The organism is Streptomyces sp. NPDC002144 (assembly GCF_053593695.1).
The window spans coordinates 1-6,801 of sequence record NZ_JBSFDB010000125.1; the positions used below are offsets into that span (position 1 = coordinate 1).

A 6,801-nucleotide genomic window follows, 5' to 3' on the forward strand; every position below is an offset into this window, starting at 1 on the left:
GCCGCCCTCGTGCAGTCCCACGCTCCACAGCTGGTGGAGCGCATCGGTATCGGTCCAGACAGTGCCATCACTCTTCTGATCACCGCCGGTGACAATCCCGAACGTCTGGCCGACGAAGCATCCTTCGCGGCGCTGTGCGGGGCCAGCCCGGTCGAGCGCTCGTCGGGCAAACAGCAGCGCAGACGTCTGAACCGCGGCGGTGACCGGCAGGCGAACGCGGCGCTCTACCGCATCGTGCAAAGCCGTCTGCGCTGGGATCCGCGCACCCAGGCCTACCTCGAACGGCGGATCAGGGAGGGCAAGACCCGGCGCGAAGTGATCAGGTGCCTCAAACGCTATGTTGCCCGCGAGATCTTCTCGCTCCTGCCACGAACCGAACTCGGGACATGACGGCTTGACACTCATAGGGGCGTCCAAGTGGTCGTGATCGAGGACCTCACCGTCCGCAATCTGCTGAAGAACGGGCGCCTGGCGCGCGCCATCTCGGATGCGGCCTGGGCGGATCTGCGCATGATGCTGGAGTACAAGTGCGCCTGGTACGGGCGCGAACTCGTCGTGATCGACCGCTTCTTCCCCTCCAGCAAGTTGTGCGGGGGCTGCGGCACGGTCGCGGCGAAGCTGCCGCTGAACGTCCGCGCGTGGACGTGCGAGCACTGCGGCGCGGTGCATGACCGCGACGTGAACGCGGCACGCAACATCCTGGCCGCCGGGCTGGCGGCGTCTGCCTGTGGAGACGGTGTAAGACCTCAACGGGAGTCCTCCCGGACGGGGCGGTCGTCGGTGAAGCAGGAACGCCAGCGGGCGACCGCTGGAATCCCCCGCCTTTAGGCGGGGGAGGAAGTCAAGGCGTGCGTGGTCTCCTTCGAGGGCCGCCTGTCCATCGAGTTCCCGCACTACACGCGTGCTTCAGCCCATCCTTCATGCGGGCCCTGCGCGACGAGGTGCTTGACGGCCTCCTCGCCTTCGCCTCCGCCGCCCGCCGCGAGCCCGCCACCGTTGACGCGGGCTGACCGCCTCCCTCCCGCACCCGCCCGGTTGCCGTAAGGAGCCCTCCTCCGACATGTCCGCCGTCTGCGAACTGCCCTCCTTGAACCTGCTGCCGCGCGCCCAGGCGGGCGACGAGCACGCCATGAACCACCTGCTGACCCAGATCACGCCCTACGTCGCCCGGATCTGCCGGTCCATCACTCGCGACTACGCGGCCGACGCCACCCAGGAGGCGCTGCTGGCCATTTACCGCGGGCTGGGCACCCTGCGCGAACCGGTGGCCTTCTACGGCTGGGTGCGCGCGGTGACGGTCCGCGAGGCAGTGCGCACCGCCAAGCGCTTCGGCGAAGAACAGGCATGCTCGCAGGTGGATCGCACCAGCAGACGAACCCGCTGGACGCGGTGCACATCAGCGACGTGCTCGAACGGATGTCCCGGGCGCACCGGCAGGTGCTGACCCTGCGCGTCTACGGACTGAACGAGGAGGAGATGGCGGAGGTGCTCGCCCTGCCCGTGGGTACCGTGCGCTCCCGCCTCTTCCGCGCCCGCCGCCGCTTCCAGGAGGCGTGGCAGCCCTCGGCGGCGTGAGCCGAGCGGGGCGGATCTGCCAGGCGGTCCCTTGAGCTGTACGCCGGAGACCTGATGTCCCCTCAAGGTGGCCGTGGGAACGCGGGCCGTGGCGTCGGCAACGGCCCGCGTTCCGGGCGCTTTCGTCCTATGGCTTGACGCGGTCCGGCACGACACGCGGTGGCCACTGTCCGGGGGCGAACATCCCCAGCGCGTGCGCGCGCGAGACCAGCGCGGGCCGGTTGGGAGCGTCGAACCTGCGCAGCATCTGACCGATGCGGTACTCGATGCCCTGGCGGCTCAGATACAGGCGGGAGGCCAGCTGCACCGTCGATTCGCCGCAGGCCACGCCCTCCAGCACCTGGGCGTCGAGAGCGCTGAGCACGGGTCCGTCCCCGGCCGCCGGCACGGTGTCCTGCCGGGGTGAGGGGACCGGGCCGCGCAGCAGGACGACGACGCTGCAGTTCTCACCGGACAGGTCGTGCACGGCGACGCACGTGATGTGCGCGCGGAAGAATCCGCCGGCACCGTCTTTGCCCGTGACTATTTCGGTGAATCGGGATCGGCGGCCAGAGGAGAGAGCGATGAATTGTTCCCTGAGTCGGGCGGGCTCGGGTGAATGCAGAAGGTCGAGAAGGCGATACCCGCATATGTCCTTCGCGCTGAGGCCGAATGGCCGGGCGAATTCCGGTTCCGCGGCCGTGATAACCAGATTGTCCGAACAGGCGCGAGCCGTACAGACGGCCCGCGCCGGGGAAACGGCGGGGGCATCACGGGTTAAGGGTTCACGACGAGCAGGAGGGGCCGGGTGCGCGGTGGTGTGGTGCTTGCGGGGCAACGCGTGGGGGTAGCTGGTGGTCGCCACGGACGTACCGTCCTTTTGCTGCGCGTGGGGGCTGGCAGGAGGGAAGCCGGGCGGACCGACGCACGCGCCGGGATGCCCGGATACCGGGGTGCGTTCAAGGAGCGCGTACATGGCCGACACGAACCGGCCGTCGGCCGGATAACGTTGTCACGGCCCGCACGGTCTCACCGCTCGACACGATGCCCGGCCTCGAGCGTGCAACGGGGCAACAGCCCGCGATGCGCGTCGGGATCCCACTCCTGGCACTCCCCGTCCTCGCCGCCCGAGGTGCGCGCAGGCCGGATGCGAGGAGCCGCTGGATGGTCCTTCGCGTTGAGCCCGCTCGGGCGTGGCGCGGCACGGAGACCTCCATGAGACGGTTGGGGGCAATCGCGTCAGGACGGCACCCTTGAGGCTAGGGTGCCGCAACCCCCTTGGCAAGGGTTTGCCAAGTGAACTGCCTAACGTGTCAACTCCCGTGCAGGCCACGGCGCGTGCCGCCTGCCGGGGCTCCGTCCGCTTTGGTCACCGGACAGCAACGCGCTTGCTGAGCAGCAGAGTTGGTGAAGCTTTGACGTCTTGCCGCCCGTTGGCCGTCTTCGTATGGTGTTGACAACTCCAGAGCTCTGGGCGAACGAGCCGAGGCCGGAGGTCTGGTGCGCGTCAGGGAGCAGAGGTGGGAGATGCTCAAACAGCCGCACTTCGGCCGTCGGCTCAAGAGGCTCCGGCTGGAGCGGGGACTCAGTCAGGCGGGGCTCGTCGGTGACGGCATGTCGACGGCGTATCTGTCGCGCCTTGAGTCGGGTGACCGTCGGCCCACCGAGCGCGCCATCGCCTATCTCGCCGAGCGGCTCGGCGTCGACGCCTCCGCTCTGACCGGCCCTTCGCAAGAGCGGTCCCTGGCCCGCGAACTGGCCGCCGTACTGTCGGCGCCGTCCGGCACACCCGACGTCGCCGCTCTCAGCCGGGCGGTCGACGAGGACACGGGGGACGATCTCGCGGCCCGCTGGCAGGCGCTGTGGTTGCTCAGCCGCGCTGCCGGCGGTGGCGGCGACTATCCGCAGCAGCGCGCACGCCTGGCCCAACTCATCGAAGTGAGTGACCTCTTGGAGGTGCCAGAACTGCGCGTGCGGTCGCACATCCAGTATGCCCGCTGCGCGCGGGCCCTGGGCGACATGCGCGCGGCGGAACCGGCGGCCGTCCAGGCGTTCTCCCTCGCCCGCGCCGAGGAGTTGTCCGTGCCGGACACCGCGGCCGCCCTCATGGTGCTCATCAGCATCGAGGCGGAGCTGGGCCGGCTGGACGCGGCCGCGCGGCACGTGGCCGAACTGGAGCGGGACCTGCTGCCCGCGGCCGCACCGGCGCAGGCGGCGGAGGGATGGTGGACCGCCGCGATGGTCTGCAACCGTCAGGGCGACCACGCTTCTGCCCGGGCCAGACTGGACAGGGCCCTGCAACTGCTCGACGGCGGGGACGACCTGACCTTGTGGACTCGGCTGCGGACCGCCGCCACCGCTGCCGCGCTGGAGATGTCACCTCCCCAACTGACCGCTGCGGAGCGCTGGTTGTCGGAAGCCGCGTCCGTCGTGGAGCTGGTGGGCACCCCTGTGCAGGTCCAGGAGCTGCGCGCCCTGCAAGCCCACCTGGCCTTCCACCGGGGCCGGTTGGAGGATGCCCGCGTGCTCAGCGCCACGCTGCTGGAGGAGGAGGACCTGCTTCTGTCGTACCGGGACCGGATGCGGTTGTCCGTCCTGGACGGCCGGCTGATGATCCTGGACGGGCGCGTCGAGGAAGGCATCCGCGTCCTGCAGCGGCTCGGCCGGCAGGCGACGGAGTCGCAGAACCTGGATCTGGCCGCACACGTGTGGCAGTCCCTGGCTCAGGCCCTCGCGGACCTGCGTCTCGCGCAACCGGTGGACGGCGTCGCCACCGCCCCGCACTCGTCCGTTTGAGACGACCGCCTTCCGGGGGCGCCGAGCCGGCGGCGCCCCGGAAAGTGACGGTCGCACCCGACGCCGATCGGACTGCGCACGGCGAGGATCCGGTTCTGCTCAGGGCGCGCGGCAGCGACCTCAGCCCACGGCTGGACGAACTGTCGCAAGCCCGACGGATCACCAGCAGGGATGGGACAACCGGTGCGCTGTCACTTGCACAGTTGTGCGCGGCGGCCACGCCGGGCAGGGTCTCCACCTCGAACTCGCTGCTGTGGTGACAGATGGAAGGACTCGGGGCTCCATCCGTCGAACATCTCGGAGTACTCGCCACGGCCGTGTCGCCGCGTTCGCGGATGTCCGCGATGACGTCGGTGACCGTGGCGCGCACGGCGTTCAGACGGCTTCGGCCTGCGTAGTGCAACGCTGGTCAGCGACGCGGTAGCACGCCCAGGAGGGTTGCGGTCAGGGCCTGCTTCAAAGAGTCCTTCAGATCCAAGTGGAAGCGGGCCAGCTCGGGCTCGGCCTCGTAGGCCTGCTGCAGGCTGTGAGGGGGCGTGCTGTACGCCGACAGCGCGCCGGCCATGACCATGGTCTGCAGGCTGAACAGTGTCGCGTTCTCGCCCAGCTCCGGCAGGTACGTCCGGAGCAGGGCGGTCATGGTTGTCAGGCGGTCCAGGGAGGCGCGCTTGTAGCGTGCCACGACCTCGACGGAGACGTTGTGCTCCAGGACGCTGCCCTGTGCGCCGAAGAGCTCGCACAGCACCATTCGGCCGGACAGCGAGCGGCTGAGGATCTCGGCCACCGCTGCCGCCCGCTCGGGCATGGGGAGGTCTTCGTCGATGCCGGCGGCCAGCTCGCCTGCCAGCTGCGTCAGCCACTCCTGCAAATAGCGGTCGAGCAGCTCCAGCAGCACCGCCTCGCGAGACTCGAAGTAGCGCAGCACGTTCGGCTTCGCCAGGCCTACCCGGCGGCTGAGCTCGTTGAGGGTGACCGCGGCCACCGGCATCTCATCGAGCATCGCCGACGCCATGTCGAGGATCGCCCGTCGCCGGATCTCCCGTTGCTCTTCGGTTCGCGCCCGCTGGAAAGTCACGCTCCCCAGTCTAGATTAGGTACCTTCGGTACGTTGACAAAGTACCAGGGGTACCTTACCGTCGACGACGGAAGATACCTTCGGTACTTTAGATAGCTGGGAGCCTGACATGGGCAAGAAGTGGACAACGACGAACATTCCGGACCAGCGCGGGCGGGTGGCCGTGGTGACCGGGGCCAACACCGGACTCGGCTACGAAACCGCCAAGGCGTTCGCCGAGCACGGGGCGTCCGTGGTGCTCGCCGTGCGCAACGTCGAAAAGGGCATGCAGGCCGCGGCCCGCATGACCGGCGACGTGAGCGTGCAGGCGCTGGACCTGACCTCGCTCGACTCCGTACGGACCGCGGCGGCGGCACTGCACGCCCGGCTCGACCGGATCGACCTGCTGATCAACAACGCCGGCGTGATGTACACCCCGAAGCAGACCACCGCCGACGGCTTCGAGATGCAGTTCGGCACCAACCACCTCGGCCACTTCGCACTCACCGGGCTGCTGCTGGACCTGATGCTGCCGGTGCCCGGCTCACGCGTGGTGACGGTCAGCAGCACCGGCCACCGCATCCGGGCCGCGATCCACTTCGACGACCTGCACTGGGAACGGTCCTACAGCCGGATCGCCGCCTACGGCCAGTCCAAGCTGGCCAACCTGATGTTCACCTACGAACTGCAGCGCCGGCTCGCCACCCACGGCACCACCGTCGCGATCGCCGCGCACCCCGGCATGTCCAACACCGAACTCGCCCGCAACACCCCCACCGCGCTCCGCCTGCCCGTCACCTGGCTCGCGCCGCTGATCACCCAGACGCCGGCCATGGGCGCCCTGCCCACCCTGCGCGCCGCCACGGACCCCGCCGCGCTCGGCGGCCAGTACTACGGTCCCGACGGGCGCATCGAGGTCAAGGGCCACCCCCGGGTGGTCACCTCCAGCCCGGAATCGTACGAGGTGGCCGTCCAGCAGCGGCTGTGGGCCGTCTCCGAAGACCTCACCGGCGTGAAGTTCCCCGTCCTTCAGCCCCAGCAGAACTCGATTGCTTCCGGATCGGCCATCACGATGTAGCCCGCGCGCCGGTAGGAGGCGCCGGCTCGTCCGGCGCTCCGCCGCCCGACGGTCGGCGCCATCAAGAAGAGCCGCTACCGGAACGTACGCGAGCCGCGTCCGCGTAGCGGTGAGACGGTGAGCATCCGAATGCTCTTCGTCTTCGAAAGCGGGCGGCGGACCAGGCCGCGCACCTGTACGCGATCGGCGGCGAGCCAACCGTAGCTGCCACCTGGGAAACCTCTCGTTGACTTCCTCCCCCGCCTAAAGGCGGGGGATTCCAGCGGTCGCCCGCTGGGGTTCCTGCTTCACCGACGACCGCCCCGTCCGGGAGGACTCC

The 6,801-nt window shown here is 69.5% G+C and carries 5 protein-coding genes and 2 pseudogenes; 5 read left to right on the forward strand and 2 right to left on the reverse strand.

Features of this window, described 5'->3' with window-relative positions:
• The 3 genes and pseudogenes from ACWCQ1_RS51380 to ACWCQ1_RS51390 all read left to right on the forward strand — a co-directional run.
• Positions 1–390 (forward strand): transposase (locus tag ACWCQ1_RS51380; protein WP_451030049.1); only part of this gene is annotated, 390 nt, incomplete at its 5' end.
• A gap of 24 nt (positions 391–414) precedes the next feature.
• Positions 415–828: pseudogene (locus ACWCQ1_RS51385) on the forward strand (RNA-guided endonuclease TnpB family protein); the annotation flags it as partial.
• 232 nt (positions 829–1,060) lie between these two features.
• Positions 1,061–1,575, forward strand: a pseudogene (locus ACWCQ1_RS51390) (RNA polymerase sigma factor).
• Between the two features lie 127 nt (positions 1,576–1,702).
• Here ACWCQ1_RS51390 and ACWCQ1_RS51395 read toward each other — a convergent pair.
• On the reverse strand, positions 1,703–2,530 hold the full coding sequence (locus tag ACWCQ1_RS51395) for a LuxR C-terminal-related transcriptional regulator (protein WP_451030050.1): 828 nt from the start codon (positions 2,528–2,530) through the stop codon (positions 1,703–1,705).
• A gap of 551 nt (positions 2,531–3,081) precedes the next feature.
• Here ACWCQ1_RS51395 and ACWCQ1_RS51400 point away from each other — a divergent pair.
• Entirely contained in the window at positions 3,082–4,350 is a 1,269-nt protein-coding gene (locus tag ACWCQ1_RS51400) for a helix-turn-helix domain-containing protein (protein ID WP_451030051.1), read from the forward strand.
• A gap of 409 nt (positions 4,351–4,759) precedes the next feature.
• On the opposite strand, the gene ACWCQ1_RS51405 is transcribed toward ACWCQ1_RS51400, so the two are convergent.
• Positions 4,760–5,425 (reverse strand): TetR family transcriptional regulator, encoded by a 666-nt coding sequence (locus tag ACWCQ1_RS51405; RefSeq protein WP_451030052.1) that lies wholly within the window; start codon positions 5,423–5,425, stop codon positions 4,760–4,762.
• A gap of 109 nt (positions 5,426–5,534) precedes the next feature.
• Here ACWCQ1_RS51405 and ACWCQ1_RS51410 point away from each other — a divergent pair, with 109 nt between their 5' ends.
• Entirely contained in the window at positions 5,535–6,482 is a 948-nt protein-coding gene (locus tag ACWCQ1_RS51410; protein ID WP_451030053.1) for an SDR family NAD(P)-dependent oxidoreductase, read from the forward strand.
• Positions 6,483–6,801 lie beyond the last annotated feature (319 nt).